Here is a 25,925-nt window from a genome sequence, read left to right on the forward strand (position 1 = left end):
CTGCCGGAATCGTGCTGATCGGCGCGTTCCTCCTCTACTCGCTCGGACTTACGTTCCACCAGATCCTCTACGGTGCCGGGCGGTTCTTCGGGCTGTAGCGCCGACCGCGTCGGGCCCGGACGGGCTCAGGCAAGGCGGAGCCGGCGCAGGAGTCGAGAGAACCTCGGGTCCTCGCGCAGCGAGGCGAACCTCGGTTCGACACCGACCCAGGCGAGCCAGGCCGAGCGCTCCTGCTCCGCCCGCGCGAGCCACTCGAACGCACGGCTCCGGTCCCCGAGCCCGACCCAGATCAGCGCGATCCAGTAGGAGGGGACGTACCGGGCACGACCTCGCTGGCGGAGCCGATCCAGGATCCGGCGGGCCTCGGCGCGCCGGCCGGCGGAGGCGAGCGCGTGGGCGAGGACGGCGAGGCTCATCGTGCTGCCGCCCGAGAGCTGGGCCGCCGTGCGGACCTCCGCGATCGCCGCATCGAAGAGCCCCTTCTCCAGGAACGGACGACCGAACCAAAGGTGCGCCTGGACGAAGCTCGGATCGAGCGCGAGCGCCCGGCGGTATTGCTCGATCGCGGCGTCGTACTCTCGCGCCAGATAGAGGACGTGGCCGAGGGCGGTGTTGATGGCGAGGGAGAGCGGATCGAGCTCGAGGGCGCGACGGATCTCCGCGCGCGCCTCGTCCATCCGCCCCATCGCCTTCAGGTAGTCGGAGTAGAACTGGTGGGCCGTCGGCGACTGGGGGTTCAGCGCGATCGCGCGCCGGAACTCGCTCTCGGCATCGATCCAGGAGCGATCGTAGAGGAAGTGGACGAAGCCGAGCGAGGCGTGGGCCTCGGCGAGCGACGGGTCGAGCGCGAGCGCCCGGCGGGCGGCGGCCCGGGCGCGCGGGAATGCGGCCCGGGGCTGTTCGAACTCGAGCCAGGCGAGCGTGCTGTAGGCGTCGGCGATGCCCGCGTGGGCCCGGGCGAGCCGGGGGTCCCGCTGGAGCGCCCCGCGGAACGCCGCGATGGCGCCCCGCAGCGACTCCTCCGTGCGACGGTTCAGTAGAAAGCGGGCCTGCAGGAAGCGGGCGTGCGCCTCGGGGTCGGTCGTGATCGGCCGCTCGATCGCGCCCCGTTCCGAGCGCAGGATCTCGACCTCGAGGGCGGCGGCGATCCGCTCGGCGATGTGGGTCTGGACCTCGAAGACGTCGCCGATCTCCCGGTCGTAGGTCTCGGACCAGAGCGTCTCCGCGCTCCTCGCGTCGATCAAGCGGGCGGTCACGCGCACGCGGCGGGCCGAGGTTCTCAGCCCGCCCTCCACGACGGCCGACGCTCCCAGCTCGCGGGCGATCTCCGCGGGCGAGCGCTCCGAGCGCTTGAACCGCATCACCGAGGTGCGGGCGATGACGCGGAGCCCGCCGATCCGCGAGAGCACCTGGATCAGCTCCTCGGTGATCCCGTCGGCGAAGTACTCGACCGATGCCGCGCCGCTGAGGTTCGCGAGCGGCAGCACGGCAACGCGGGGCCGTGCGGTCTCGCTCGCCGGCGCGAGCGGGCGCGCGGAGGGCAGCCCGATCCGGTAGAGCGCGACCGGGACGGCGATGTGCTTGAGCGGGGGCGCGCCGAGGGGCTCGAACGGCGCCGTCAGCTTGTTGCGGACCTGGTCGTAGACCTGCTGCGAGACGACGACACCGCCGGGATCGGAGAGAGGCTCGATGCGGGCGACGAGGTTGACCGCGTCGCCGAACACGTCCCCGCCCCGGCGCACGACGTCCCCGAGGTGCACCCCGATGCGTACCTCGATCGGCTCGTCTCCTGCCCTCGCGTTGCGGCGGGCGAGCGCGCGCTGGATGCCGATGGCGCAGCGCACCGCATCGAGGGCGCTCGCGAACTCGACCAGGAACCCATCGCCGAGCCCCTTCACGGTCCGACCGTCGTGCGACCGGACGATCGGGCGAAGGAGACGGTCGTGCTCGCGCAGGAGCGAGAGCGCGAGCGCCTCGTCCCGTTGCGTCAGTGAGGAATAGCCTACGACGTCGGTGAGCATCACCGCGGCCAGCTGGCGGCGGGAGGTCGGCACGCGCCCGGAACGCCTCCCGCCATCAAAACGAACGCGGGAGCGTGGCCCCGTTCCCGGAGGCGGACGGCGATCCGCTCGAGCGCTAGCCCACGTCGGACGGGTCGCGCAGGTCCGTGCCGTGCTCGAGCACCGATCGGAGGTTCAGCAGGAAGAACGCCCAGCCCGCCTGGACCTCGCCGTAGAAGCGGACCCAGCGTTTGCCGCTCTTGAGCCCGGAGTGTCGCACCCGCAACACGGTCCCCTTGCCCTTGCGGCGCAACTCGAAGGTCACCCGGGTGTTGTACGCCCGGCCCGCGACGCGATCGCGCCAGTCGACCGATAGGCGGCGTCCGACGACGAACTCGCGGACGCGCCCGTTCATCGCCGCGGTCGCGGACCAGCGCAGCCGGTAGACGCCACCCTCGCGCCCGTCGACCTCCGCCGTGCCGGCGAACCACTTCTCGAGCTCGGCCCGCCGCGTGAGCGCGCGGAACACCCGCGCGGGCGCGGCGCGGTAGTAGTACTGCTGCTCGACGGCCGGGACCTTGCCCATCGCCGACGCCATGTCGGCCGGGCCTTAAGCCCGCGCGGCCTCGAACGCGAAGCGCCTAGACGTCGACCTCGGCGGCGATCCGCCCGGCCCGGATGGCCCGTCGCAAGGTCCGGTGGTCGCGCTCGGTCTGGTCGGCGTAGCGCTCGGCGAACGCCGCGATCGCCCGATCGAACCCGTCGCCCTCGCCGAGGTAGCCGCTGATCGCGGCCGCATCGCCGGTGCGGGCGTGGGAGCGCGCGAGGGCCGCGCCGCACAGCTCGGCCTGGCCGGCCATCGCCTTCGGCCCGAAGGTCGCCACCTCGCTCGAGAACTTCATATCGCGGAGCTGCCGCAGGTAGAAGTCGCGCGATCGCCCGCGCCCCCACCCCAGGAAGATGTCGCTCGCTTCCTGGATCAGGTGCTGGCCGACGACGACGCGCTCGGCGTGGTTCGCATACGGGCTCGCCCCGAGGTACGGCTCGAGCGCGGAGCGCGTCGCCTCCTTCAGCTGGAGGAACAGCGGGTCCCCCACATCGGCGTCCCCGAGCAGGAGCACGACCCAGCACGACGTGCCGACGCTCCCGACCCCGACCACTTTCTGCGCGACGTCGGCGACCGTGTACCGGTCGAGCAGCAGACGTCGGTCGACCGTGAGCGTCTCCCGGTAGGCCCGCAGGACCGCCGCGATGCTCCGGGCATCGTACTCGCCCGGCTGGTGAGAGATCAACGGCGGGTCGTCTCGGATCCGGTAGTCGCCGCGCACCCGTTCGACGATCCGCGGGAAGGCGTAGAGCCCCGTGCGCCGGCGGGCACGGCGGATCGCCTTGCGGGCGACCCGCCGCCCCTCGGCGGCGACCTCCTCGCCGAGCGTCGAGAGGTCGATGCGGCTGTACCACCCGTCGAGGTACGTCGCCGCGGTGTACCGGTGCATGGCCCGTCGGTAGGTCCGCATCGCCCGCAGCGCCGCGCGCCGCCCGTTGCCCGGTGAGAATCGGTTGAGTCGCGAGGCGACGACGAGGCTCGTCGCGAGGCGCTTGAGGTCCCACTCCCATGGCCCGGGCAGGGTCTCGTCGAAGTCGTTGACATCGAAGACCCGGTCGCGCTCGGGGGTGGCGAAGACGCCGAAGTTGCTCAGGTGCGCGTCCCCGGCGAGCTGGACCTTGAGGCCGGTCGTCGACGTGGAGGCGAGGTCGAACGCCATCACGTTCGCGGCCCCGCGCAGGAAGGCGCCGGGCGACAGCGACATGCGCCCGTAGCGGATCGGGACCAGGCGGCGGATCCGACCTCGGTCCGCGAGCGCGAGCAGGTCGAGGACGTCCGGTCGGTCGGACGCCGGCGCCCATCGCCCCTGCCCGGATCGGGGCGCCTTCTGGCGCAGCGCCTTGCCCGCGCGATAGCGCTGGGCGCGCGTCCGCCCCGGGCGAGGCGGGTCCAGATCGGCGTGGGCGGGGACCGTCATTGCGCCTCGGGGCGCCGACCCGCGACCATCGTCAGGGGTGCAGCGCGAACCAGATCGCGCTGAGGACGAGCACGGCGATCCATATCGCCAGGAACGTCAGCGGCAGGATCTCGGTGAGGCGGTCCGGCGCGACCCGATCCTGCCAGGAGATCCGCTGGTCCGGCGCGAAGCGCGCGCGGTGCATCAGGTACGGCCGGGTCAGGTCGAGCGAGAGCTCCTCTCCGGAGCGCAGCGTGATCGGCCCGGGCAGGTTCGAGGCCACGGGCGGGGCGAGGGTCTCGAGGTCCGCCGCGGCCTCTCGCCAGAGGTTCTGCGCGTCGTTGGTCCGGTGGAGCAGGATCGCCCAGACCACGGAGATCAGGATCCCGAGCACCGATAGGAACGCCAGCGCGACCGCGTAGAGGACGGGCTGGTCGAACAGGTCGGCCGTCGCGACGACGAGCGCCGTGATGAGGACGGTGCCGATCGCCGCGAAGTACGACGTGCGGCTGCCCGCCAGCTGCGCCTCCTCGGTCGCGAGGCGCTCGTACTTATCGTGCAACCACCGCAGTTCGTCCCGACTGAGCGGGATGCCCGTACCGGCGGGAGGCGACGCGGCCATGGACCCGGTCGTTCGGCTGGCGCCTTATGGATGTGTCGGTGGGCCGAGCTCGGGCGGCCCCGCCCCCCCGCCTCCACCCCCGCGGGGGCCCGGCGGTGAAATCCTCTTGAGGGCCGTCGGGCTGAGCAGGCCCACGCCCGGCGGAGGCGGGGCGGGTCGCCGTGGGGACGGTCGCCGAAGAGCTGGTCGATGCTCTCGGTCGCGCCGGGGTCCGGCGCGTCTACGGGATCGTCGGGGACTCGCTCAACAGCGTCGTCGACGCCGTGCGTCGGTCGGCGTCGATCGAGTGGGTCTCGGTCCGGCACGAGGAGGTCGCCGCGTTCGCGGCCGGGGCGGAGGCCCAGGTGACCGGCGGACTCGCGGCGTGCGCGGGCAGTTGCGGGCCGGGCAACCTCCACCTCATCAACGGCCTGTTCGACAGTCACCGCAGCTACGCCGCCGTCGTCGCGATCGCCGCGCAGATCCCGTCGGCGGAACTCGGGACGTCCTTCTTCCAGGAGACTCATCCCGAGCGCCTGTTCCGCGAGTGCAGCCACTACTGCGAGCTGGTCGCGGGCCCCGAGCAGATGCCCCGCGTGGCCGACATCGCGATCGAGACCGCCCTGCAGAAGCGCGGCGTTTCGGTGATCGTGCTGCCGGGGGACGTCGCGCTCGAGGCGTGCGCGGGGCCAAGCGCGCCGTCCTCGCTGACCGCGGTCCGTCCCCAGATCCGGCCCAGCGACGAGGAGCTGGACCGGCTGGCGTCGCTTCTCAATGCGGCCGAGCGCGTCACGATGTTCTGCGGGGCGGGCTGCGCGGGGGCGCACGCCGAGGTGCTCGCGCTCGCGGACGCGCTGCGCGCGCCGATCGTGCACACGCTGCGCGGCAAGCAGCACGTCGAGTGGGACAACCCGTTCGACGTCGGCATGACCGGCCTGCTCGGCCTGCGCGCCGGCTATCAGGCGATCGAGGAGTGCGACGCGCTGCTGCTGCTGGGCACCGACTTCCCGTACGACGCCTTCTATCCGAAGGGGGCGAAGATCGCGCAGATCGACGTCCGCCCGGAGAACCTGGGACGGCGCACGCGACTGGACATCGGCCTCGTCGGCGACGTCCGGGCGACCCTGCCCGCGCTGCTGCCGCGCCTCCACCGCCATGCGGACGAGACCCATCTCTCCAGCGCGCGGCGTCGGGCGGAGGCGGCGCGCAGCCAGGTCGGCGATCACGTCGCGCACCTCGGATCGCCCGGGGCGATCCATCCCCAGTTCGTCGCGAGCCAGGTCAGCGCGCTGGCCGCTCCCACGGCGCTGTTCACCGTCGATACCGGCATGACGACGGTCTGGGCCGCCCGCTACCTGAAGATGGCGCCGGGCCGGGGCCTCATCGGTTCGTTCAGCCACGGCTCGATGGCGAACGCGCTCCCGCAGGCGATCGGCGCGCAGGCCGCCGATCGGACCCGCCAGGTCGTCTCGCTCTCGGGCGACGGCGGACTCGGCATGCTCCTCGGGGACCTCCTCTCGCTGGTCGAGCACGAGCTGCCCGTCAAGGTCGTCGTCTTCAACAACAGCACCCTCGGGATGGTCAAGCTCGAGATGCAGGTCGCCGGCATACCCAACTTCGGCACGGACTTCAAGCCGGTGCGCTTCGACCGGATCGCGGAGGCCGCCGGGATCCGGTCGTTCCGCGTCGAGCGCTCGGAAGAGGTCGCGGGCGCGCTGACCGGAGCCTTCGCCCACCCGGGCCCCGCGCTGGTGGACGTCGTCACGACGCCCTATCAGCTCGCCCTGCCGCCCGATACGGGCGTGCGTCAGGCCTGGGGGGTCGGGCTGTTCGCGCTGCGGGAGGTCGCCCTCGGCCACGCGCGCGACGTCATCGACGAGGTCCTCGCCAACCTGTAGCCCGCCAGGGTGCCGGTGGGCCCCGACCGGCGGAACCCCACCCTTATAACGCGCGCCCGGCACAGTCCGGAGCGGAAGCGCCCGGTGGTCGTCGAACCTCCGCCGTCCCACGGCACCCCGCCGACCGTCCCGGCTCCCTCGCTCCGACTTTCCGTCCTCGCCCTGGGCTGGGTCCCGATCGGCTTTGTCCTCGCCTACGTGGCGCTCGTCTACGCGTTCTTCCACGGCGAAGCCCGCTGGACGAGCGAGCTGTTGCCCCGGGTCACGGTCCTGTTGCTCGCGGTCACCGCGGTGTTCGCGGTCGCCTGGTTCCTCAGCGCGTACCTCGCCTCGCTGTTCCTGGGCGACTGGGTCACTTACGGGGTGCTGCGCATGATCGCGCGCCTGCCGGTGCTCAACCGCCACGTCGTCATCGACCCGCCGACCCGGGGCGACACATCGCGGGAGGTGTGGGGGCGCTTCGGGATCCTGCTCCTGATCGCGCTCGGCTTCGAGCTGATCTTCATGATCCTGATCGTGCGTCGCGGGGACCTCGAGCCCGCGCTCGCCGTCGCCCGGCCGGTGCGCATCTTCCTCGACGAGCTCCTCGCCGGTCTCGCCCTCGGGCTCCTGCTCGCGCCGGCGGCTCCCTTCCTCGCCGGCCGGGTGCGCACGCGGATCACCGACTCGCTGCCGTTCCCGCTCCTGTGGCTGGCGCTCCTGTTGCTGATCGTCGGGGGCGTGAGCATCCTCGAGGTCGACGTGCTGCCGGGCGTCGTCTTCGCCCCGGCGCTGTTCCTCGCCTCGATCCTCCTGTATGCGCCGGCCGCGTGGTTCGTCGCGCTGGGCTTCTCCGTCGCCGAGCTCGACTCCCAGCGACGGTTCGTCGCCCGGGCCTGGCGCGCCCGCGGCGGACGCTTCCACTTCGGCCAGCTCCGCGTCACCGACGAACCCGAGGGGACGACGACCGACGTCTAGCCGTCGCGGGGCCGCCCGGGCTCGGCGAAGGCGGCCGGACCCCGCGTGGGACGGGACGCGGGTCGGCCGGCACGGGCGTCGGACCCGGGGTCCGCCCATCTCGGTTCGACCCAGAACGTCAGGAGGCCGTAGATCGACGTGGCGAACAGCACGGCCATCGCGAGTGCCCCGCACGCGATCGCCCGCGGCGCCGGGCGACGGCCGAACGCGACGGCCGCGCCGACGAAGGCTCCGGTGGCGAACGCCCCCGCGACCATCGACGCGATGTGCGCCGCGGCCACGACCGGGTCGTGCGGGAGGCCGATGGCGGCGCGCACGAGCGCGGAGAAGAGACCGCCGGCCGTCGCCGACGAGCGCGCCGCCGCGTGGGCCACGATCGGCAGGCGGCCGAGCAGGGTCGCGAGCGTGATGATCGGCAGCAGGTAGGTCGCGCTCACCTCGAACGTGTAGAAACGCCCGGCGGCGCGCGGGAAACCGTGTCGCAGATACGAGCCGAGTCGGATCCAGTTCGAGCGTGCCCAGCGCACGTTCTGCCGTACGAAGCCGGCGAGCGACTCCTTAGGAGCGGTCTCGACCCGCACGTCGTAGGCCTTGACGGTGCGGTAGCCCCGGCGCAGCAGGAAGTCGGTCAGCTGCCAGTCGTCGCCCAGGCGGGTTCGCCGGCCGAGCACCCGAAGCTCCTGGAACTCCGCCGAGGACAGGTAATCGCGGATCAGCTCGGTTCGGTGCATGACGCAGGCGCCGTCCAGGTACGGCACGCTGCCGCGCGACGACATCGCCCGCAGCACGACCTCCCGGGCGCGCTCGACGAACTCCGCGGCCGAGGCCACGGCCCCCCCGGTGTCGCGCACGAACAGGTTCGCTCCGACGCCGCCCACGCCGGCGGTGAAGTAGCCCGCGAGCCGGACCGCCGCGCCGGGGGGCAACTGGGAGTCGGCGTCCACGAACAGCACGAACGGCGTGGTGACGCGGGCGAGGCCCCGGGCGAGCGCGGCCTTCTTGCCGGACGCCGCGCCGGCGACGAACTCCGCACCGCGCTCCCGCGCGAGGCTGCGGTACGGCTCGTCGACCCCGTCCCCCACGACCACCACCGGGCTGCCCTGGGCGGCGAGCGAGTCGAGACACGCGGCGAACGTCGAGGCGGGCTCGGCATGCACCGGCACCAAGATCGTGATCTGAGCGGGGCTCGCACGGATCCGGCCCTGGCGGGGCGCCCGCCGGCGCGAGAACGCCGCGTTCGTGAACAGGTAGGCGATCGGAAGGAAGCCGATGAGGAGAAGGACCCACCAGATCGGCTCGACCATCCTGAGGGTCCGGCGATCGTGAGTATTTGAAGAGCGGTCTCGCGGAGAGGCCCCTCACCCGGCGGCGGCGACCCGGTCGATCCGGATCTGGCGGCGGCTGACGTGGTGGCAGCTGCCGATCTCGGAGAGGATCCACTCGCGGGCCGCGGCCTCGTCCGCCGCCTCGACCTGCTTGCGGAACGGCTGCCAGTAGCCGCGTCGCGCGTTGAACGAGCCCTCGATCACCCACGGCGGCATGGAACTCTCGGAACGCGGCCGCGCCCACTCGGGCGGGCCAGATAACCCTATCCGGCGAGCGCGGGCGCTCCGGCGAGCTCGGCGAGCAGATGGTCGCTGACCCGCTCGGCCCACGCCAGGATCGAGACCATCGGATTCGCCCCCGGCGCGCTCGGCAGCAGGCTGCCGTCCGCGATCCAGAGTCCCTCGACCCCGTGGACGGCGCCGCTGGGCCGGGCCGCCGAGCGTCGGGGGTCCGCGCCGACCCGGGCCGAGCCCATCGGGTGGGCGGAGAACAGGGCGAGCGAGTGCTCCCTCACGCCCGCGGACCGGATCGCCTCGACGAACCGGTCCACCTCGGCCGGTCGGACGGGCGACGCACCGTCGCCGACCTCTACGGGAGGAGTGTGGAGTGACAGCAGGCGCGTCGCCCCGGCCGCGGCGAGGATGCGGGCGGTCTCGACCATGCCGCGGACGAGGTTCTCGCGATCCCGCCGGCCCAGCCGGTAGTCCAGGATCGGGCGACCTTCGGCGTCCGCGCCGACCCGTCCTTCGGCCACATCGCGGACCAGGACGATCGGCGTCGCCACGTACTCCAGCCGTGCCACCAGCCGTCGGTAGTCGGCCGCATCGCGCCAGGGGGTCGCGAGCGCCGCGAGGCCCGGGTGGGCCGGGGCGGCCTCGATCCACGGGCCGTGGGCGCCGTCGTCCGCCGTCTGGAACCGTCGGACGGCGATCGTCTGCGGCGGCCCCTCCCACGTGCGCATCGGTCGGGAGAACTCGCCGACCATCGCCGTCGTCGGGTCCAGCCGCAGCCCCTGGCCGATCCCGGGCGAGCGCAGGCCCGAGCGCTGGAGGATCCCCGGGGTCTGGAGCGCCCCGGCCGCCACGACGATCGCGCGCGCCCGCACGCGAACCGCGCGGCGGACGCCCCCCGCTCGGAACTCGGCGAGTACCCGGCGCGCACGGCCCCCCTCGATCTCGATCGAGGTCGCGCGGGTCCCACAGTAGATCGCGGCACCGTGCCGGAGCGCGGCGACCAGGTAGGTCGACAGGGCCGAACGTCGGGCGCCGTAGCGGCAGCCGAACATGCAGAAGCCGCAGCGACCGGCGCATCCGACGGCGTTGCGGGCGATCACCTCCCAGTCCACGCCCTCGCGGTAGCCGAGCGCGAGGCTGCCCGTCCGCAGGACGTCGTTCGGCGGATTGATCGTGCTCTCGGCGCGCGACACGTCCAGGCGCGCGCTGACCGCGGCGAGCGCGCGGTCGAACTCGCCGTCGGTGGGCCCGCCGGACCCAGCCTCCGCCCACTCCGCCCGCGCCTCGGCCCGGGGCGATAGGCAGGTCATCCAGTTGACCGTGGTCCCTCCGCCCGCGCCGACGCCGGCCAGCACGGCGATCGCGCTGTCGCGGGTCGTCACGAGACCACGGCCCAGGTATAGCCGGTCGAACCCCTCCCGCTCCGTGCGCGGGTACTCCGCTGACGCGAACCAGGGACCGGATTCGATCACCACGACGCGCTGTCCGGCGCTCGCGGCCCGGTCGGCGACCACGCAGCCGCCGGCCCCGGACCCGATGACGGCGACGTCGCAGATCTCCTCCACGTCCCGGTCCGGTACGCGCGGGCGGATTCCCGCGAGGGGGTCGTCGAGACCCGAAACGGGTCCGGGGGGTCGATAGTGCAGCGCGGACCAGCGCGGGTTGGTCCCGTCCGGCCCGGTCGCGGTGAAGTACGACCAGGCGATGAGGCGCTTCAGCGCCTGGAACCCCTTGCGCTTCAGCGCGAGACGGCTCGTCGACCAGCGTCCGAGGTAGGCCTCCCGTGCCCGGGGCTCCAAGCGGGAGAACCGCTGCAGCCGCCCGGTCAGCAGGAGGTTCGCGAAGGTGCCATCGAACGCGCGAAACAGCGAGTCGAACTCGGCGCGCTGCGCCGCCGGGAGGCTCGCGATCAGCCCCGTGACGTGCCGGTCGACGCCGAGCGCGCTCGCGGGCGGCTGGCTCGGATCGCCCGGCTCGCCGGGGAGCAGCGCGTCCGCGCTCGCACTCAGCACGCCGGGGGACGGGGCCGGCACTTCCCGGCACAGCCCGCGCGGCTATTTCGTCCCTTCATCGCCCTTCGTCCGGCGACGGAGCTCCTCGCGCCGCGCCCGCTCCACGAACCAGGCGGCCTGCCGTCGCCGCAGCTCGACGTCCGAGGGTTCGGACGGCACCCTCGGCGGAGGCGAGGGGGTCGATTCCGGGGGGGCCGAGGGCGACGGCGGTTCGGCCGGCACCGACTCCGCCGGGCTCGCGGATGCGTCGGGCTCGAGGGATCGCTGGATCACTCGGTGAGCCCGCTCGCGCTCCTCCAACGCGTCTCCACCTCCGCGTCCGTGAATCCGACGGTCGGCGAGAACAGCACGCGCTCGCCCCACTGCTCCCGGGCGGTCGGGTACTCCTCGACCCGCAGCGGGAGGACGACCCCCTCGGCGCGGGACCTTTCCGAGAGCGTCGCCATCGCCTGCGACCAGGCGCCCGGCTCGGCGGGGCTGGTCGCGATCTCGACCGACGGGTCGAAGCGGCCGAGCACCTCGCGTGCGAGACGCTCGCCGTCCGGTAGCGCGACGAGCCCGACGCGGCAACCGCGTTTCATCATGAGGTAGGCGCCGAGCGCGCCCCGTGGCCCGTCGACCAGCGCGACCAGTCGCCCGGCGACCCCGAGCGGGAGTCCGCCCGGTCCGCGCACGCGGTCGAAGGAGAGGTAGGTGCGAGGACCCCGCACCTCGACGAACAGCTCGACGTCCGGTCGGTCGAGGTCGACCCTCAGAGCGCGGTCCTCAAACCGCTCGAGGACCGCGGCGCCGAGGTCGCGGGCGAGTTCCTGGCTCGTGAACGGGTGCCGCCCGCCCGTCCGCCGCGCCCGCACGGCGAAGGATCGGCCGACCGGAAGGCGAGGCTCGGCGAGCGCGAGCAGGCGCTCGGCGATCGCCCGGGGATCGCTCGGCACCTCGTGGACCTGGCTCACGGAGGTGATCCCGAAGACCCGACGCAGGACCTTGACCGCGCGCTCGCCGTCCTCCACCTCGACGTAGAGGTGACCGTGGTCGGCCCGCAGGCGTCCGGTGATCCCCTCGACCACGAACTGCTCGAGGATGTTGCGGCGCAGCGCTCCCTCGAACTCGCGGCGGACCGGCGCGCTCTTCAGTGCGAGCTCTCCGTAGCGAACGAGGATCTGCGCCGTCATACGCGAATCGTTAAGACGGGAGGGCCGCTAAAGCGCTTCCCGGCGGGCCGAGATGTCGAGCGCTTCGGATCCGCCTTCCGAGTCGTTCGACCCGCTGGCTCCGTTCGTCGAGGCCGCCACCCGGGGGATCGCGAGCGCGCTCGCGAGCCTCGGCTTAGGTTGGTCCGCGGACCAGGTGCTCGCCCAGCTCGACACGGACGGAGGGGAGGAGGGCGACTTCGCCTTCCCCGTCCACCGCGCCGCCGCCGAGGCCCACCGACCGGCGGAGGAGTTCGCCGGCGCGCTCGCGCGGGCGTTCCCGGCCGATGCCCAGCTCCTGCCCCCGCGCGCGAAGGGCGCGTACCTCAACGTCGCCGCCGATCCCCGCCGTCTCACGGAGGCCACCCTCGGCCTCGTGCTCGGCCGCCGCGATCGCTACGGGCGCCGCGAGCGTGCCGGACCGGCCACGTGCGTCGAGCACACCAGCGCGAACCCGACCGGCCCGTTCCACATCGGCCGCGTCCGCAACGCGATCATCGGCGACACGCTCGCGCGGATCGTGCGGGCGAGCGGAGCGGCGGTCACGACGCAGTACTACGTCGACGACATGGGCCGGCAGGCCGCGCTGATCAGCTGGATCTGGTCGAAGCCCCGCGATCAGTGGCCGGCCGCGGTTCGCGAGGCGGTCGACGGCCATGAGGAACCCGGCGAGAAGCCGGACCGGCGCTGGGGGCGGCCCTATCCCGCGGCGAGCGCGTATCTCAAGGAGCACGCGGACGCGCAGGCCGAGGTCGCGGCCCGAGTGCAACAGATCGAGAGTGGCGCTCCGCCACCGGACCACCGGCAGATCACGCAGCAGATCCTCGATGGGATGCTCGCGTCACTCGCGCGGCTCGACATCCACTTCGACGAGTTCGTCTGGGAGTCGGACTTCCTGCGGGACGGTTCGGTCGAGCGCGTCCTCGAGCGGCTCCGCCAGGCGCCGCACGCCGTGCGCGAGGACAACGGGGCATGGGCGATCGACGCCGCCGGCTACGGACTTCCCAAAGCGACCTCGCGGGTGATCTTCCAGCGCGGGAACGGCACGAGCCTCTACGTGACGCGCGACGTCGCCTACCACCTCGCGAAGTTCGCCCGCTTCGCGTCCCTCATCGACGTGCTCGGCCAGGACCACCAGCTCCACGCCCGCACGCTGAACGCGTTGCTCGCCGAGGTCGGCGAGGCGCGGCGCCCGACGTACCTCGTGTACCAGGACATCACGGTCCCCGAGGGCGGCCGGATGTCGACGCGCAAGGGATCGGCCGTCTGGCTCGACCAGCTCATCGAGGAGGCCGTCGAGCGGGCGCGCCGCGAGGTCCGCTCCCGACGGGAGGACCTACTGGAGTCGGACCTCGAGCGGATCGCCGAGGCCGTCGCGACCGGGGCGATCCGCTACCACATCGCGCGGGTCGCCCCGGAGAAGCCCGTCGCCTTTCGCTGGGAGGACGCCCTCAGTTTCGAGGGGCGAAGCGGTCCGTTCCTCCAGTACGCCTACGCGCGGGCGTCGAGCGTGCTCCGAAAGGCGGAGCAGGACGCGGGCCCGTTCCCGTTCGATGCCGGCCGCCTGACCGATCCGGAGGAGGCGGCGCTCGTTCGGATCCTCGCGCGGTTCCCCTCCACGGTCGCGCGGGCGGCCCGGTCCATGCACGTCCAGTCCGTCGCGGGCTACGCGCACGAACTGGCCGACCGGTTCAACCGGTTCTACCACGCGGTCCCCGTGCTGCGGAGCGGGGAGGAGCGCGCGAGCCGGATCGCGCTGGTCGCGGCCGTACGGCAGGCGCTGGGCAACGCCCTGGACCTCCTCGGCGTCGCGCGCCTGGAGACGATGTAGTCGTCGGTCGCGGAACCATCAAGTAGCGGGGGGGCGGTTCCGCTCGAGATTTCCATGGGGAGCATCCGCGAGGACTTCCAGAAGTTCATCAGCCGAGGGAACCTGATCCAGCTGGCGATCGCGTTCGTGATGGGCGTCGCGTTCACCGCGCTGGTCACGGCGCTGGTCGTGGACATCTTCACGCCGCTCATCGGCGTCGCCGGGAAGTTCAACTTTCAGTCCTGGAACTACACGCTCAACGGCAGCACGTTCATGCAGGGCGCCTTCCTCAACGCGGTCATCACGTTCATCACGATCGTGGTCGTCGTCTTCTTCGCGATCGCGCTGCCCTATCAGCGCTACCAGGACCGACAGGCGGCGAAGAAGGCCGCCGCGCCCCCGACGACCCGACCGTGCCCGGAGTGCCTGTCCGACATCCCCCTCGCGGCGAAGCGCTGCGCCTTCTGCACCTCGATGGTGAGCCCGGTGGACGCGAGCACGGTCGCCAAGCCGAGCTAGGCGCGCACGAGGAGCGGGTCGACGACGCCGGCGGCGGCGAAGCCACGCGCCCTCAGCCGGCAGGCGTCACAGCGGCCGCAGGGCCGCGTCCCGCCCGCGTAGCAGCTCCACGTGAGCGCCCACGGAACGCCGAGCCGCTCGCCGGCGCGCACGATCTCGGCCTTGGTCCACCGCAGGAGCGGGGCCCGGACCCGCAGGCGCGCGCGACCTTCGACCCCGCGCCTCGTTCCGAGCCGGGCCACGCGCTCGAACGCACGGAGGAACTCCGGCCGGCAGTCCGGGTAGCCGGAATAATCGATCGCGTTCGCGCCGAGGTAGATCCGATCGAGGCCGTGGGACTCGGCGTAGCCCAGGGCGAGCGCGAGGAGGACCGTGTTGCGCGCCGGCACGTACGTCGCCGGGATCGCGCCAGGGCGCGGTCCGCCGCGCGGGAGCGCCCTCCTCCGGTCCGTGAGCGCCGAATCGACGAGCGACGCGATCGGGACCCGGACCACGACGTGCCGCCGGGTCCGGAATCGGCGGGCGAGAGCGCGCGCGGAGCGGACTTCGCGCGCGTGCCGCTGGCCGTAGAGGACGGTGAGCGCATGGACCTCCCGATGCGCGCGCCGCGCGATCGCGAGGCAGGTCGCGGAGTCCATGCCGCCGGACAGGAGGACCACCGCCCCACGGCGCCGCTCCGGATTCACAGCGCCCCTCCGGCGGCCACCACCACGAGCGCGGCGATCCCAACGGCGGCGAGCATGCCGAGGAAGTTCGTCGATCCCTTGGAGAGGTACCCGCGGTTCTCCAGGGTCTCGCCGAGCACGGAGTCGATCTGACATCCCACGAAACCGGCGACGACGACGGTGATCAGGAACAGCGGGAAGTCGGGCAGCGGCGTCGCGAACAGTCGGAACAGCCCGAGCCCCACGATCGCCGTCGTCCCGGCGCCGACGAACGCCCAGGCCTCGCCGATCCCCGAGACCCCGCCGTTCGTCCCGGGCGGGACCGGTCGCAGCGTGAGGATGCTGCGCGCGCGACCGGCGAGGACACCGAGCTCGCTCGCGAAGGTGTCCGCCGCGCCGAAGGCGAGGGCGCTCGCATAGAGCACCGCGAGGGCCGGCATCGGGAGCGCCGGCGGCCCCCATCCCCCCGCCAGCGCGAGCCCCGTGGGGATCACGATGTGCGCGACGACGTTCGATACCCCGCGCTCGCCCGAGGCACCCTCCTGGACCTGCGCCCGCCGCTTCTCGTCGAAGCGGAACCGCGTCACGGCGACGCTCGCCACCACGAACAGAATCATCATCGCCAGGAACGGGAATCCCGCGAACACCACGATCACGATGCCGAAGGCGGCGGCGACCCCGCCGGCGACCGGCGTCAGGGCCCGGGCCGCAACGGCGCCCAGCGCGAGGGCGACCGTGACGAGCGCCCCCGCGAGTGCCGGCCAGAACGAGAGCACCAAGGGCGGTCCTCGAGGGCGAGCAGGCGCGGCGCTTAACGCCTTCCCGAGCGCCGAGCCTCGTCAGCCGCGCGCGAGGATGCGCTGCACCGCATTGGCGAACGTGCTCGCGACGATCTCCGGCGCGGCGTCGGCCCGCTCCGGCGCGCCCGCGAGCGGGGGGCTCACCGAGACGGGCGGGACGAGCGCGGTCAACAGCCCGAGACGTCGCCCGGCCTCGATGTCGATATCGCGGTCGCCGACGATCGCGCTGGAGGCGAAGTCGATCTGCCAGTCGCGGCGGGCCTCCTCGAACAGGAGCGTGCCGGGCTTGCGGCAGGCGCAGGCGTGCTCGGGGGCGTGCGGACAGTAGTAGAACGCATCGATCCGCGCGCGGTGCGCTCGCAGGAGCTCGTTGAGTCTCGCGTGGATCTGCTCGACATCCTCGCGCGTGTAGAGCCCGCGTTCGACGCCGGATTGATTCGTCACGCAGATCGCCAGGAACCCGTGGTCGTGGGCGAGGGACAGCGCGTCGCCGACCCCGCGGAACAGCTCGAGCCGGTCGGCGTCCTTGAGGTAGTGCAGGTCGGGATTGAGCGTCCCGTCCCGATCCACGAACAGGGCACGACGCACCGGAGGTTCCGACGCCGGCCGGGGAGAGGTTGCCATCGTACCGCCGCTAGAGCGCCGGCCGATAAGCGTTGACGGCCTGCGGCGAGCGATGGCGGCGGGGCGACGCGCGTCCTCCGCGCCGGGCGAGGAGGGGCTCTATCTCGAGCTCGATCGGGCGTTCGCGCCGGCCCTTCAGGCGATCGCCGAGCCGGCGGCTCCACTCTGCCTGCTCTTCTCCGGCGGCGTGGACTCCGGGTTGCTCGCCTGGGAACTGCGCTCCCGTCGCGACGTGCAGCTACTGACCGTCGGCGCGCGGGGGGCCACCGACTTTGCCGCGGCGGCCGAAGCGGCCCGGACCCTCGGACTGCCCTGGACGCCGGAGGAAGTGGACGAGCGCGCGGCCCGCGACGTGCTCGCGACCGTGCCACCGGAGGTGCGGCGTCTGCCGTTGACGCCCCGAACGGTCCTGGTCGCCCTTGCGATCGCGCTGAGCCGAACTCCGCCGTCCCACGTCCTCTGCGGCCAGGGACCGGACGAGCTCTTCCTCGGCTACGCGCACTTCCAGGGCCTCTCCGTGGACGGCGCCCGACGACGGGTGCAGTACGACCTCCGTGCGGCCCTCGACCGCGACTGGCCGCTCACCCAGGAGATCGCGAGCGGTCGGGGGAGACGCATCAGCGCGCCATACCTAAACGAGCGATTCGTCGCCGCCGCCGAAGCGATCCCGCTCGAGCGACGGCGGCCGGATCCCGAACCCAAGGGTCTCTTCCGACGGTGGGCGCGCCACCGTGGGCTGCCGGAGTCGATCGCGCGTCGGCCGAAGCGGGCGCTCCAGTTCGGCAGCGGGCTCGCCCGCCTCCTCCGCTCGATCGGCGAGGGCTGAGGGAGCCCGGTCCGCGCGCCCGCCCCTCCGTCAGCGTCTCGCCGCACTATCCCTATATATCCGGCACCGGGTCCCGCGGACGTGACGGCCGATGCGGCCTCGCTTTTCTGTCCACTCGAGTTCCGCTACGGCCGCGCTGAGGTGCGCGAGCTGTTCTCGCGGGGCGCGCGGCTCGCGCGGGCCCTCCAGGTCGAGGCGGCGCTGGCAGCCGCCGAGGCCGAGCAGGGGATGATCCCGACGGAGGCCGCGGCCCAGATCGCGCGCGCCGCGGATCTAGCCCACGTGTCGGTGGAGACGGTCGACGAGATCGAGCGCTCCACCCACCACGACGTGATGGCGATGACGCGCGCGCTCGCGCGGGCCGCCGGCGACGGCGGACGGTGGGTCCACTACGGAGCGACCAGCGCGGACATCACCGAGACCGCGCTAGCACTCGAGCTCAAGGAGTGTGCCGCGGTCCTGCGGAGCGACCTCACCGATCTCGCCCGGACGCTCGCCGAGCTCGCACGACGCCACCGGGCGACCGCCGAGATCGCCCGCACCCACGGTCAACACGGCATCCCGATCAGCTTCGGCCACAAGATGGCGGTCGCGGCCGCCGAGGTCGCGCGGCACCGGCGGCGCCTCGACGAGCTGCGGCCGCGCCTGCTCGTCGGCAAGATGGCTGGCGCGGTCGGCACCGGCGCCGGGTTCGGAACCCACGCCGAGGCGGTCGAGTCCGGCGTGATGCAGCGCCTCGGGATCGCCGCCGACGAAGCCCCGACCCAGCTGGTCGGGCGCGACCGGCTCGCGGAGTTCACGAACTGGCTCGCGCTGGTCGCCGCCACCGCCGAACGGCTGTCCACCGAGGTGCGCAACCTTCAGCGCACCGAGATCGCGGAGGTCTCCGAGCCGTTCGACGAGGCGAGCCAGGTCGGCAGCTCGACGATGGCGCAGAAGCGCAACCCGATCGTCTCGGAGAACATCACCAGCCTCGCCCGCCTGATCCGGGCCTTCGCGCTCCCGCCGCTGGAGAACATGGTCCAGTGGCACGAGCGGGACCTCGCGAACTCGGCGAACGAGCGGATCGTCCTGCCGCACGCGATCGTGCTCGCCGACGACGTTCTCGTCAAGCTCACCGAGGTGTTTCGGGGCCTGCACGTCGACGCGGCTCGCATGGCCGACGTCGTGGCCGCGTCGGACGCCGCGATGACCGAGAGCCTCGTGCTGGCGCTGACCGCCAAGGGGCTCGCGCGGGCCGACGCTCACGAGGCCCTTCGTCGCCTGACCCGGGACGCGGGGCGCGGCGCGCGGATCGCTGAACGGGCCAAGAGCGATCCGGCCGTGACGAGCTACCTCACGGCCGCCGAGATCGACACGATCCTCGATCCGTCGAGCTACGTCCGGTCGGCGAGCGCCCGCACGGACCGGATCCTGGCCTCGCTCGAGCGGGACCTCACCGGATGACCGCGGCGCCCAGCGTCTGGACGGCGCGACTCACCGTCGCGCTCGGCGAGGCGCGCCGGGCCGCTCGCCTGGCCGAGGCGCTCGGCCCCGAGTCCCGGCGGGAGGTGCCCCGCGCGTCGGCGGCGGTCGACCGGCCGGGGCCGGGAACAGTCGAACTGCTCGTTCGGGCCCGAGATTCCGGCGCGATGCGGGCGGCGCTGAACACCTACCTCGGCTGGATCCATCTCGCCCTCGAGACCGAGCGGGCCGGTCGGGCTCCGGAGGTCGAGCCCGGAGCCTGATCCCGCGCGCTCGGCGCGTCCGCGCGATGCCGGCCGCCGAAGCGCTTATGTTCGGAGTCGGGTGGCCGGGCCGTGGCGCTGCCGGCGAAGCTTCAGAACGACCTCAAGCAGTTCCAGCGACTCCAACAGGAGCTCGGGAACGCGCAGCAGCAGCGGCTCCAGATCGACCTCAAGCTGCGCGAGGTCACGCACACCCTGGAGGAGCTCAAGGGCGTCGCGGACGACGGCGTCATCTACCGCCCGATCGGCGGGCTGCTGGTCCGGGCGAAGAGCAAGAAGGAGGTCGATGACCTCCTGACCGAGGAGAAGGAGACCCTCGAGGTCCGCCTCAAGGCGCTCGAGCGGCAGGAGGGCCACCTGCGCGAGCGCTACACGACGATGCAGCAGGAGCTCTCCCAGGCGCTCCAGGCCGCCGGGGTGTCTCCGGCGGGCCCCGCCGACACCGGCGACGAGTAGCGCTCAGGACCGCCGGCGCACGAGGCGGTCGGCGATCTCCCGGACGAGCGGCTTGGCCGACGGCGGGATCGACCGTGTCCGATCGAGCCGGGCGAGGGCGCGGGCGGTGAGCGCGGCGATGCGCGTCTCGGAGCAGGCCAGACTCCCGGTCGCCCGTATCACCTCGCGCGCCCGCTCGACGTCCTCCGGCGTCGCGTTGGGGTTGCCGAGGACGCGCGAGAGCCGTCCGCGGTCCGCCTCGCTCGCCGCGGCCCAGGCCCTGACGAGCAGCAGCGTGCGCTTGCCCTCGGGCAGATCGTTCGGGCTCTTGCCGGTCTCCTCCGCGTCGAAACCGGCGCCGAGGACATCGTCGCGCAACTGGAACGCGATCCCGAGATCGAGCCCGATCGACTCCAGGTCGCCGAGGCGATCCGGCCGCATCCCTCCGAGGAGCGCGCCGATCCTCAGCGGCGCCGCCACGGTGTAGACCGCGGACTTTAGGCGGTGGACGTTCAGCACATCGTCCTCGGTCACGGACCCCGGGTCGAGCGTCGCGTTGCGGATGTCGAGGAGCTGGCCGTACGCGGTCCAGCGCGTCATGCGAACGTACTCGCCGAGGGCGGCCAGGCGGGCGGGGAGGGGGGCGCGCACGGAAAGCAGCGCGTCGACGGTGAACGGCTCCTCGAGGTCGCCGAGCGTGATGCCGATGCCCACCCCGTACTCCTCGCTCGATCCGACACGGTGCTCGCGCCGGTGCATCGCCTCGGCCGCCCGGTGCACGCTGGGCCCACCGCGTCGCTGCTCCGCGTGGTCGATGATGTCGTCATGCACCAGCATCCAGCTCTGGAAGTGCTCGAGGGCCGCGGCCGCCGGCAGCGCCGGCGTCGGCGGGCGGCGCGTCGCGAGATGGTAGCCGGCGAGCACCAGGATCGCGCGGAAGCGCTTGCCACCGCGCAGCGTGAACTCCCGGTTCACGTCGAGGTAGGGCCGTACCGTCTCGGGCGCCGCGCTCCGGGCCCGGGCGTACGATCGCGCGAGTTCACGCTCGAGCGGTCGGAGGTACCGGTAGAGACCGTTCAGATCCACGGCGGCTGCGCGTGGACTCCCACGTATTTAATGAACCCTGCCTTGCGAACCTCGATGGCCTCGCCGACGTTCGTCCAGCTGGCCGGCGGCCTCGTGGAGGCGATGGGTCAGCGCCTCGACGCCGCGAAGCCGCTAGCGGAGGGCCTCGTGCTCCAGACGGAGGACGGGTTCCTCTACGCGTTCCTCGAGGACCCCGACCAGGTCTCCCTCGAGTCGGTGCGGCGGATCGCCGGGGAGGGCGTCGGCCCCGCCCGGCTGGTCGTGCTGACCCCTGGTCGCCTCCCGCTCGCGATCACGGCGGAGGTGCTCCAGCGGTCCGGGACGGTGATCGAGGGCGCTCGCTTCGCCGAGCTCGCGCGCCAGCTCGGTCTCGAGTCGCTGATGGGCGAAGAACCGCGCCGTCCGCCCGAACCGCGGAACCGGCTGTTGCCGAGCGCGCAGCTGCTGGACGCCGTCATGGGCCGCGCGAGGACCTGGCTCGATTGGGGGGTCCCCGCGCTCGCGTTGCGCTTCTACCGCCAGGCCGCCGCGATGAAGCCGGGATTCCTGCCGGCCCGCATCGGGATCGGCCGCTCGCTGCTGGGACTCGGTCTGCTCGACGATGCCGACCGGCTGTTCGCCGAGGTCCGCGCGACGCGCCCCGACGATCTCGACGCTCGCCTCGGACAGGCGGCCGTCCTCGGCGCGCGGGCCAAGCCGCGCGAGGAGATCGCGATCTACCGCGCGCTCCTGGCCGAGGACGAGGCGCGGGTCGAGGTCCGGGCGCACCTGGTCGCTGCGCTGGTCGATCTCGGAGACTGGGCGGCCGCCCGCGTCGAGATCGAGGCGATGCTCGAACGGACGCCCGAGGAGCCGCAGCTGCGGTTCCTGCACGCCATCGCGCTCGAGCGCACCGGGCCGGCGGACGCATCGGAGCGCGAGCGCGCCGAGGCGCGTCGCCTCGGGCTGACCGTCGAGCGCGAGCGCGCGCTGTGCCAGCATCTGGGGATCCCGCTCCCCCCACTCCCGGGTGAGGCCGCGGGACCCCCCGCCCGGGGCCCGGCGAGGCGACGCGGCGCGAAACGCACCGCTCCGGACCGTCCCCGGCGCACTCGCCGTGCCGGGCCGCGGCGACCGGTGGTCCGGCGCGGCGGGGACTCGCCCCGGCGCGCGCGACACCGCAAAGGTAAGTAACGCACCGACCGATTTGCGCCGGGCCTCGGCGAACATGCGGATCGTCTCCGTTCTCCCCAGCGCGACCGAGATCGTCTTCGTCCTGGGGCACGGCGCGGAACTGGTCGGCCGCAGCGCGGAATGCGACTATCCCCCCGAGGTCGCTTCGCTCCCGGTCGTCATGCGGCCGCGGACTCTGGACCTCGACCGCTCCTCCGCGGAGATCGACCGACGCGTGCAGGACGTCCGCGGGCGGGACGAGAGCCTCTACGATCTCGACATCGACCGCCTAAGCGAACTCGCGCCGGACCTGATTCTGACGCAGGACCTGTGTCGGGTCTGCTCGGTGACCGATGCCGAGGTCGCGAGCGCGTGCGCGCGGGCGGACGTGGCGCCGAGGATCGTCTCGCTCACCCCGAGGACGCTCGCGGGCGTCTTTGCGTCGATCGAGGCGGTCGGTCGAGCGCTGGAGGATCCCGCACCGGCGCGAGCGCTGACCCGACGCCTGCGGGAGCGCTGCGCCCGGCCCCCGGGTCCCGCCGTCGCTCGGGTCGCGGTGGTGGAGTGGCTCGACCCCCCGATCGTGGCCGGGCTGTGGACACCGGACATCGTGCGGGCGGCGGGCGGGGAGTCGATCGGCCCGCGGTCCGGCCGGCCGGGCGAGCGCACGGGCTGGGCTCGGCTCTCCTCCGATCCCCCCGACCTCCTCGTGCTGTCTCCCTGCAGTTTCTCGGTCGATCGCTCGCGTCGCGAGCTCGAGGCCCCCGCGCTGCGTCGCGCCGTCGCCGGGGTGCGGGCCCCGCTCGGGACGTTCATCGCGGACGAGGCCTACTTCTCCCGACCGGGGCCGCGCCTGGCCGACGGGGTCGAGCTCGTGCGGCACCTGCTCGCGCGAGCCCCCTGGGACCCGCCGATGCCGGTGGCGCCGTACGCGGCCGGGCCGGAGGCGGCGGCATGAGCTCGGGGATCCCCTACACGTACAGTTGGACGGCGACCGAGCCGGCCCGGGGGCGGATCACGACCTCCCGCCAGGAGGTGCTTCAGATCAGCGTCGCGTTCGCGGTCCTCACGCTCGACTTCGTGCTGATCCTGTTCGTGGGCGGGGTGTTCACCGGGAGCAGCGTCAGTTCGATCGTCGCCGTGCCGCTCGACCTCGTCGGGTTCGCCGCCCTCGTCGCGCTCACCGCGTTCGTCTGCCACGAGCTCGCCCACAAGATCTCGGCGCAACGCCACGGCTACTGGGCCGAGTTCCGCTGGTCGCCGATCGGACTGGCGTTCTCGGTGGTCACCGCCTACCTAGGACTCCTGTTCGCCGCGCCGGGAGCGACCGTGATCGGCGGCATGGGCAACGTCCGCGACTGGGGCCGGACGAGCCTCGCCGGGCCGCTCACGAACCTGTCGTTCGCGGCCGCGTTCTACGCGGGAGCGACCGCGGCGTGGTTCTTCGCGAGCCCGCTCTACTTCTGGCTGCTGCTGCTGGCCTGGTTCAACTCGTTCTTCGGCGTGTTCAACCTCCTGCCCTTCGGCCCCCTCGACGGCGCGAAGGTCCTGCGCTGGAGCAGCGCGATCTGGGTCGTCGCCTTCGTCGTCGGCGTTGCGGCGGCCGTCGTCTCGTATCTCGCCGTAGTCGTGGTCGGACGGCCGGTCCTGTAGGAGGAGGTCGTGTCCCGTCCGCGCCTCCGGGAGCTCGGGCGCGATCGCCAGCTCATCGACACTGACTTCCGCGACACCGAGGGGCTCGTCGCCGCCTATCTCGTGCCGGAGGAGGAGGGTTGGATGCTCATCGAGACCGGCCCCACGAGCTGCCGGGAGGCGCTGCTCGCCGGCATCGATCGGGCCGGGGTCGAGCGCGCGGCGATCCGGCACGTCCTGGTCACCCACATCCACCTCGACCATGCCGGCGGCGTCGGGGCGCTGGCCGACGCGCTCCCGCGCGCGACGTTCTATGCGCACGAGCTCGGCGTCCCGCACCTGATCGATCCGACGCGCCTGATCGCGAGCGCCCGGCGGGCCTGGGGCGCGGCGGCGGACCCCCTGTGGGGACCGATCGTCCCGGTCGCGGCCCCGAGGATCCAGGCCCTGCGCGGCGGGGAGCGCTTTCCCGTCCGGGGCGGGGAGGTCCGCGTGCTCGCGACGCCCGGGCACGCCCGGCATCACCTCGCCTTCTTCGATAGCGCGATCCGCGGGGTGTTCACGGGTGACGGGGCGGGCGTGCGCCTGGAGCACAGCCCGCGCGTGCGCCCGGCGGTGCCCCCTCCGGATCTCGATCTCGAGCAGCTCTTCGCGAGCGTCGAGGCGATGCGGGGCCTCGACCCGGTGCTGGTGCTCTACAGTCACTTCGGACCGAGTCCCGACGGTGCCGCGGACCTCGCGCGCTATCGCGGCATCGTGGAGGCCTGGCGGGACGTGGCGCTCGCCGCGGCGCGGGAGCGGGCCGACCCGGACTACGTCGCCGAGCGGCTGCGCGAGTTCGACCGACGGGGCGTCGAGCCGGCGGGCGCGGCGCGCGCGGGGACCGACGACCGCGCGGTCCTGGTCTCGGGATATGACCTGGCCGCGCGCGGATTTCTGCGCTACTTCGAGACCCGCGGGGTGGTGACGGTCCCGGGCGAGCGCGAGGGATCCGGTCCGGTCAGTCCACGAGCGTGACGAGGTTGGTCGGTCGCCCCTCGACGGGATAGCCCGCGGTCAGCACGATCGGGCCCGGACCGGCGAACGAAGTCGAGTCCACCAGCGCCGCGACGTGGTCCCGGAGCTCGATCAGATTGCGGTGCGCGGGCACCGGGAGGGTCCGCACGCCGCGCACGAGCGCGAGACGGCGTCGGGCCGGCGCGGAGTGCGAGAGCGCGACCACCGGCGCGGTGGGTCGCAGGGCCGCCACGGTCCGCGCGGTCCGGCCGGAGTGCGTCGGCGTCGCGATCGCCCGCGCCCGCACTCCCTCGGCCAGCGTGACCGCCGCCGCCGCCACCGAGCGCTCGCTCGGCGCGCCCGGGGGCGTCGCCCGCAACAGCTCGCGCAGCCCTCGCGCGTCGTAGGCCGGCTCGGTCGCCTCGGCGATCCGGGCGAGCCAGCGGACCGCTTCGACCGGAAATTCCCCGACCGCGCTCTCCTCGCTCAGCATCACCGCGTCGGCACCGTCGAGGACGGCGTTCGCGACGTCCGTCGCCTCTGCGCGCGTCGGCCGCGGAGAGTGGATCATGCTGAGCAGCATCTGCGTCGCCACGATCACGAACTTGCCGGCGACGTTCGCCTTGCGGACGAGCCGCTTCTGCTCGAGGGCGAGCCGCTCGAGCGGCACCTCGATGCCAAGGTCGCCGCGCGCCACCATGATCCCGTCGGCGGCGGACAGGATCCCGTCGATCTCGTCGAGCGCGTCGCGCCGCTCGATCTTGGCGATCAGACCGACCTCCCGGCCCCCGGCCTGGTGGTCGAGCCATCGGCGCGCGCGGACCACGTCGGAGGCGTCCCGGACGAACGAGAGGGCGACGAAGTCGGTGCCGCCGCGCAATCCGATCTGTGCGTCGTGCCGATCCTTCGGCCCGAAGACTTCGACGCGAAGATGGGCGCGGGGAAGATAGATGCCGGCGTGACCGCTCACCGTTCCGCCGCTGATGACCCGGGTCTCGATCGCCCCGCGCCGGACGCGCTCGACGCGCAGCTCGACGACTCCATCGCCGAGGAGCACGGGATCGCCGGGCCGGGCCGCCCGGACGAACGACGGCAGCTGGACCCCGACCCGGCGACCGTCCCCCGGGCGGGAATCGGCGTCCAACCGCAACGACTGCCCGGGCTCGAGCGATATCGCCGGAGCGGCGAGCGCCCCGATGCGGATCTTCGGCCCTTGGACGTCCGCGACGATGGCCACGTCGCGCCCCGCCTGGCGGGCCGCCTCGCGCATCCGCCGCAGCGTGGCGCGATGCTCGGCGTCGGTCCCGTGCGAGAAATTGAGCCGAAAGCCGTCGGTCCCCGCCCGCAGGAGTTCCCGCAGCCGAGCCGGCCGATCGGATGCGGGCCCCACGGTAGCGAGGATCTTGGTCTTGCGCACGGCGACGGAGAGCGCA

25 protein-coding genes are annotated in these 25,925 nt (G+C 73.1%); 12 read left to right on the forward strand and 13 right to left on the reverse strand.

Going from position 1 to position 25,925, the window contains the following annotated elements; all coding sequences use genetic code 11:
- Positions 1-125: 125 nt before the first annotated feature.
- The 4 genes from VEL82_05770 to VEL82_05785 form a co-directional block, all read right to left on the reverse strand.
- Positions 126-2,054, reverse strand: coding sequence for a tetratricopeptide repeat protein (locus VEL82_05770; GenBank protein HXW67364.1), 1,929 nt, complete (start codon positions 2,052-2,054; stop codon positions 126-128).
- 82 nt (positions 2,055-2,136) lie between these two features.
- A complete protein-coding gene (locus VEL82_05775) occupies positions 2,137-2,598 on the reverse strand; it encodes an SRPBCC domain-containing protein (protein HXW67365.1) in 462 nt (153 codons plus the stop codon).
- Positions 2,599-2,641: 43 nt separating this feature from the next.
- Entirely contained in the window at positions 2,642-4,024 is a 1,383-nt protein-coding gene (locus VEL82_05780) for a DUF2252 domain-containing protein (GenBank protein HXW67366.1), read from the reverse strand.
- 31 nt (positions 4,025-4,055) lie between these two features.
- The gene (locus VEL82_05785) at positions 4,056-4,625 is read right to left on the reverse strand and encodes a hypothetical protein (GenBank protein HXW67367.1); all 570 of its coding nucleotides are present in this window, start codon (positions 4,623-4,625) and stop codon (positions 4,056-4,058) included.
- 161 nt (positions 4,626-4,786) lie between these two features.
- Here VEL82_05785 and poxB point away from each other — a divergent pair, with 161 nt between their 5' ends.
- Together poxB and VEL82_05795 are read left to right on the forward strand one after the other, a co-directional pair.
- Positions 4,787-6,502 carry a ubiquinone-dependent pyruvate dehydrogenase gene (gene poxB / locus VEL82_05790; protein HXW67368.1) on the forward strand — a complete coding sequence of 572 codons (1,716 nt, stop codon included), beginning with the start codon at positions 4,787-4,789 and terminating at the stop codon, positions 6,500-6,502.
- 84 nt (positions 6,503-6,586) lie between these two features.
- Entirely contained in the window at positions 6,587-7,459 is an 873-nt protein-coding gene (locus tag VEL82_05795) for a hypothetical protein (GenBank protein HXW67369.1), read from the forward strand.
- Here VEL82_05795 and VEL82_05800 read toward each other — a convergent pair.
- The 4 genes from VEL82_05800 to VEL82_05815 form a co-directional block, all read right to left on the reverse strand.
- Complete coding sequence (locus tag VEL82_05800) at positions 7,456-8,763, reverse strand: glycosyltransferase (protein HXW67370.1); 1,308 nt, start codon at positions 8,761-8,763, stop codon at positions 7,456-7,458. The two genes, VEL82_05795 and VEL82_05800, sit on opposite strands and share 4 nt — an antisense overlap.
- A gap of 54 nt (positions 8,764-8,817) precedes the next feature.
- Positions 8,818-9,000, reverse strand: coding sequence for a 50S ribosomal protein L18Ae (rpl18a, locus tag VEL82_05805; protein ID HXW67371.1), 183 nt, complete (start codon positions 8,998-9,000; stop codon positions 8,818-8,820).
- Between the two features lie 47 nt (positions 9,001-9,047).
- Complete coding sequence (locus tag VEL82_05810; protein ID HXW67372.1) at positions 9,048-11,051, reverse strand: FAD-dependent oxidoreductase; 2,004 nt, start codon at positions 11,049-11,051, stop codon at positions 9,048-9,050.
- A gap of 248 nt (positions 11,052-11,299) precedes the next feature.
- Positions 11,300-12,202 carry a THUMP domain-containing protein gene (locus VEL82_05815; GenBank protein ID HXW67373.1) on the reverse strand — a complete coding sequence of 301 codons (903 nt, stop codon included), beginning with the start codon at positions 12,200-12,202 and terminating at the stop codon, positions 11,300-11,302.
- 52 nt (positions 12,203-12,254) lie between these two features.
- On the opposite strand from VEL82_05815, the gene argS reads away from it, so the two are divergent.
- On the forward strand, positions 12,255-14,051 hold the full coding sequence (argS, locus tag VEL82_05820; GenBank protein ID HXW67374.1) for an arginine--tRNA ligase: 1,797 nt from the start codon (positions 12,255-12,257) through the stop codon (positions 14,049-14,051).
- Positions 14,052-14,105: 54 nt separating this feature from the next.
- The gene (locus tag VEL82_05825; GenBank protein HXW67375.1) at positions 14,106-14,549 is read left to right on the forward strand and encodes an MscL family protein; all 444 of its coding nucleotides are present in this window, start codon (positions 14,106-14,108) and stop codon (positions 14,547-14,549) included.
- Here the strand turns inward: VEL82_05825 and queC are convergent.
- The 3 genes from queC to VEL82_05840 form a co-directional block, all read right to left on the reverse strand.
- The gene (queC, locus tag VEL82_05830) at positions 14,546-15,235 is read right to left on the reverse strand and encodes a 7-cyano-7-deazaguanine synthase QueC (protein HXW67376.1); all 690 of its coding nucleotides are present in this window, start codon (positions 15,233-15,235) and stop codon (positions 14,546-14,548) included. The genes VEL82_05825 and queC overlap by 4 nt on opposite strands.
- Positions 15,232-15,990, reverse strand: coding sequence for a DUF92 domain-containing protein (locus tag VEL82_05835; protein ID HXW67377.1), 759 nt, complete (start codon positions 15,988-15,990; stop codon positions 15,232-15,234). Before VEL82_05835 ends, queC begins: the two co-directional genes overlap by 4 nt.
- A 63-nt stretch (positions 15,991-16,053) precedes the next feature.
- The gene (locus tag VEL82_05840) at positions 16,054-16,638 is read right to left on the reverse strand and encodes an HAD family hydrolase (protein ID HXW67378.1); all 585 of its coding nucleotides are present in this window, start codon (positions 16,636-16,638) and stop codon (positions 16,054-16,056) included.
- 52 nt (positions 16,639-16,690) lie between these two features.
- On the opposite strand from VEL82_05840, the gene VEL82_05845 reads away from it, so the two are divergent.
- From VEL82_05845 to VEL82_05860, 4 genes are all read left to right on the forward strand, one after another.
- Positions 16,691-17,464, forward strand: coding sequence for an asparagine synthase-related protein (locus VEL82_05845; GenBank protein ID HXW67379.1), 774 nt, complete (start codon positions 16,691-16,693; stop codon positions 17,462-17,464).
- 81 nt (positions 17,465-17,545) lie between these two features.
- Positions 17,546-18,910 carry an adenylosuccinate lyase gene (gene purB, locus VEL82_05850; GenBank protein ID HXW67380.1) on the forward strand — a complete coding sequence of 455 codons (1,365 nt, stop codon included), beginning with the start codon at positions 17,546-17,548 and terminating at the stop codon, positions 18,908-18,910.
- The gene (locus tag VEL82_05855) at positions 18,907-19,191 is read left to right on the forward strand and encodes a KEOPS complex subunit Pcc1 (protein ID HXW67381.1); all 285 of its coding nucleotides are present in this window, start codon (positions 18,907-18,909) and stop codon (positions 19,189-19,191) included. The genes purB and VEL82_05855 overlap by 4 nt, the downstream gene beginning before the upstream one ends.
- Before the next feature lie 72 nt (positions 19,192-19,263).
- A complete protein-coding gene (locus tag VEL82_05860) occupies positions 19,264-19,647 on the forward strand; it encodes a prefoldin subunit beta (GenBank protein HXW67382.1) in 384 nt (127 codons plus the stop codon).
- A 3-nt stretch (positions 19,648-19,650) separates the two neighbouring features.
- Here VEL82_05860 and VEL82_05865 read toward each other — a convergent pair whose 3' ends face one another.
- Positions 19,651-20,712 (reverse strand): polyprenyl synthetase family protein, encoded by a 1,062-nt coding sequence (locus VEL82_05865; GenBank protein HXW67383.1) that lies wholly within the window; start codon positions 20,710-20,712, stop codon positions 19,651-19,653.
- Between the two features lie 54 nt (positions 20,713-20,766).
- Between VEL82_05865 and VEL82_05870 the strand changes: the two genes are divergently transcribed.
- From VEL82_05870 to VEL82_05885, 4 genes are read left to right on the forward strand one after another with little or no spacing between them, the layout of a single operon-like run.
- A complete protein-coding gene (locus tag VEL82_05870; GenBank protein ID HXW67384.1) occupies positions 20,767-21,885 on the forward strand; it encodes a tetratricopeptide repeat protein in 1,119 nt (372 codons plus the stop codon).
- A gap of 34 nt (positions 21,886-21,919) precedes the next feature.
- Positions 21,920-22,822 (forward strand): cobalamin-binding protein, encoded by a 903-nt coding sequence (locus VEL82_05875; GenBank protein ID HXW67385.1) that lies wholly within the window; start codon positions 21,920-21,922, stop codon positions 22,820-22,822.
- Complete coding sequence (locus VEL82_05880; protein ID HXW67386.1) at positions 22,819-23,517, forward strand: site-2 protease family protein; 699 nt, start codon at positions 22,819-22,821, stop codon at positions 23,515-23,517. The genes VEL82_05875 and VEL82_05880 overlap by 4 nt, the downstream gene beginning before the upstream one ends.
- A gap of 9 nt (positions 23,518-23,526) precedes the next feature.
- Complete coding sequence (locus VEL82_05885) at positions 23,527-24,513, forward strand: MBL fold metallo-hydrolase (protein ID HXW67387.1); 987 nt, start codon at positions 23,527-23,529, stop codon at positions 24,511-24,513.
- Here the strand turns inward: VEL82_05885 and pyk are convergent.
- Positions 24,497-25,909, reverse strand: coding sequence for a pyruvate kinase (pyk, locus tag VEL82_05890; protein ID HXW67388.1), 1,413 nt, complete (start codon positions 25,907-25,909; stop codon positions 24,497-24,499). The two genes, VEL82_05885 and pyk, sit on opposite strands and share 17 nt — an antisense overlap.
- Positions 25,910-25,925: the final 16 nt, after the last annotated feature.

This window comes from Thermoplasmata archaeon (assembly GCA_035622275.1).
Taxonomy (GTDB): domain Archaea; phylum Thermoplasmatota; class Thermoplasmata; order Lutacidiplasmatales; family UBA184; genus Lutacidiplasma.

What these genes read in the sequence shown, in the direction of transcription:
- VEL82_05775 (HXW67365.1), bottom strand. Translation starts at nt 2,598, where the DNA reads ATGGCGTCGGCGATGGGCAAGGTCCCGGCCGTCGAGCAGCAGTACTAC.
- VEL82_05780 (HXW67366.1), bottom strand. Translation starts at nt 4,024, where the DNA reads ATGACGGTCCCCGCCCACGCCGATCTGGACCCGCCTCGCCCGGGGCGG.
- VEL82_05785 (HXW67367.1), bottom strand. Translation starts at nt 4,625, where the DNA reads ATGGCCGCGTCGCCTCCCGCCGGTACGGGCATCCCGCTCAGTCGGGAC.
- VEL82_05800 (HXW67370.1), bottom strand. Translation starts at nt 8,763, where the DNA reads ATGGTCGAGCCGATCTGGTGGGTCCTTCTCCTCATCGGCTTCCTTCCG.
- rpl18a (HXW67371.1), bottom strand. Translation starts at nt 9,000, where the DNA reads ATGCCGCCGTGGGTGATCGAGGGCTCGTTCAACGCGCGACGCGGCTAC.
- VEL82_05815 (HXW67373.1), bottom strand. Translation starts at nt 12,202, where the DNA reads ATGACGGCGCAGATCCTCGTTCGCTACGGAGAGCTCGCACTGAAGAGC.
- argS (HXW67374.1), top strand. Translation starts at nt 12,255, where the DNA reads ATGTCGAGCGCTTCGGATCCGCCTTCCGAGTCGTTCGACCCGCTGGCT.
- VEL82_05825 (HXW67375.1), top strand. Translation starts at nt 14,106, where the DNA reads ATGGGGAGCATCCGCGAGGACTTCCAGAAGTTCATCAGCCGAGGGAAC.
- VEL82_05840 (HXW67378.1), bottom strand. Translation starts at nt 16,638, where the DNA reads ATGGCAACCTCTCCCCGGCCGGCGTCGGAACCTCCGGTGCGTCGTGCC.
- VEL82_05845 (HXW67379.1), top strand. Translation starts at nt 16,691, where the DNA reads ATGGCGGCGGGGCGACGCGCGTCCTCCGCGCCGGGCGAGGAGGGGCTC.
- VEL82_05855 (HXW67381.1), top strand. Translation starts at nt 18,907, where the DNA reads ATGACCGCGGCGCCCAGCGTCTGGACGGCGCGACTCACCGTCGCGCTC.
- VEL82_05870 (HXW67384.1), top strand. Translation starts at nt 20,767, where the DNA reads ATGGCCTCGCCGACGTTCGTCCAGCTGGCCGGCGGCCTCGTGGAGGCG.
- VEL82_05875 (HXW67385.1), top strand. Translation starts at nt 21,920, where the DNA reads ATGCGGATCGTCTCCGTTCTCCCCAGCGCGACCGAGATCGTCTTCGTC.
- VEL82_05880 (HXW67386.1), top strand. Translation starts at nt 22,819, where the DNA reads ATGAGCTCGGGGATCCCCTACACGTACAGTTGGACGGCGACCGAGCCG.